Annotated in this window: 1 protein-coding gene; it reads right to left on the reverse strand. The window is 37.0% G+C overall.

Going from position 1 to position 1,027, the window contains the following annotated elements; genetic code table 11:
* The coding region (locus WA352_RS21700; protein ID WP_442892302.1) for an IS30-like element ISAba125 family transposase at nt 1-973 on the reverse strand (973 nt) is incomplete at its 3' end.
* Nucleotides 974-1,027 lie beyond the last annotated feature (54 nt).

Genomic DNA, 1,027 nt, shown 5'->3' on the forward strand with positions numbered 1-1,027 from the left:
CAAATTTCTCTAATGGTGTAAGCCAATCTAACGCTTTTCTAGGACGAGTATTCAGTGACATGGCAACTTGATTTAAATAATGCTGATCTGCCTGATTTAAATCAATCCCTTTAGGTAAATATTGCCTAATTAAACCATTCATATTTTCGCATGTGCCTTTTTGCCAGGGTGAATGTGGGTCACAGAAATATACATCTATGCCTAAATCTTCTTCAAGTATTTTATGTTCTGCCATCTCGCGTCCACGGTCATAGGTCAACGTTTTACGCAGTTCTGCAGGTAAATATTTCAGAGCTTCAGTTAAAGCCTTGCGCACTGATTCTGCCTTTGCATCAGGTAATGTTGCCAAGATACAGAGCCGTGTATTTCGTTCAATAAGTGTTGCTATCGAACTTTTATTGTCTTTACCTTTAATTAAATCAGCTTCCCAATGACCCGGTATTTTTCTTTCTTGAACTTCGGCTGGGCGCTCATGAATAGTTTTAATATCCTGTAATATAGAATCTTTTTTAGGTTCACCGTTAGCTTTTCGCTTTTTATTTTCATGACGCAGACAGGATAATAAGTCTTTTTTCAACTCACCCTTTGGTAATGCTCGTATCGTTGAATAAATCGTTGTATGGCTTACATTCATTGTTTGATCCAAATCAGGAAATGTCTTTAAACGCTTTGCTATTTGCTGAGGAGACCATAAACAACGGATCGCTTCAACAATAAATTTCCAGAGGATTGAATCGATTTTGAGTTTTCTGTGACCACGTCTACGTCTAGCGAAGGTGTTATCAGAAGCATATCGAGCTTGATAAACGTCATTGATGCTATTTCTTTTAAGCTCACGATAGATCGTACTAGGATGTCTTTTAATGAGTTCAGCAAATTTTCTGGCTGAAAAGCCTTCTTTTCTTGACTCAAGCATTAATGCAGTACGATCTTCAAAGTTAAGATGATGGTATGACAATTTTATATACTCCATAAACCCTTTAAATTAATTAGGTGGTTTATGTCGCACTTCAAGTTTTACTCTGCC

The organism is Acinetobacter sp. 102, from assembly GCF_037028485.1.
In the GTDB taxonomy this organism is placed as follows: domain Bacteria; phylum Pseudomonadota; class Gammaproteobacteria; order Pseudomonadales; family Moraxellaceae; genus Acinetobacter; species Acinetobacter higginsii.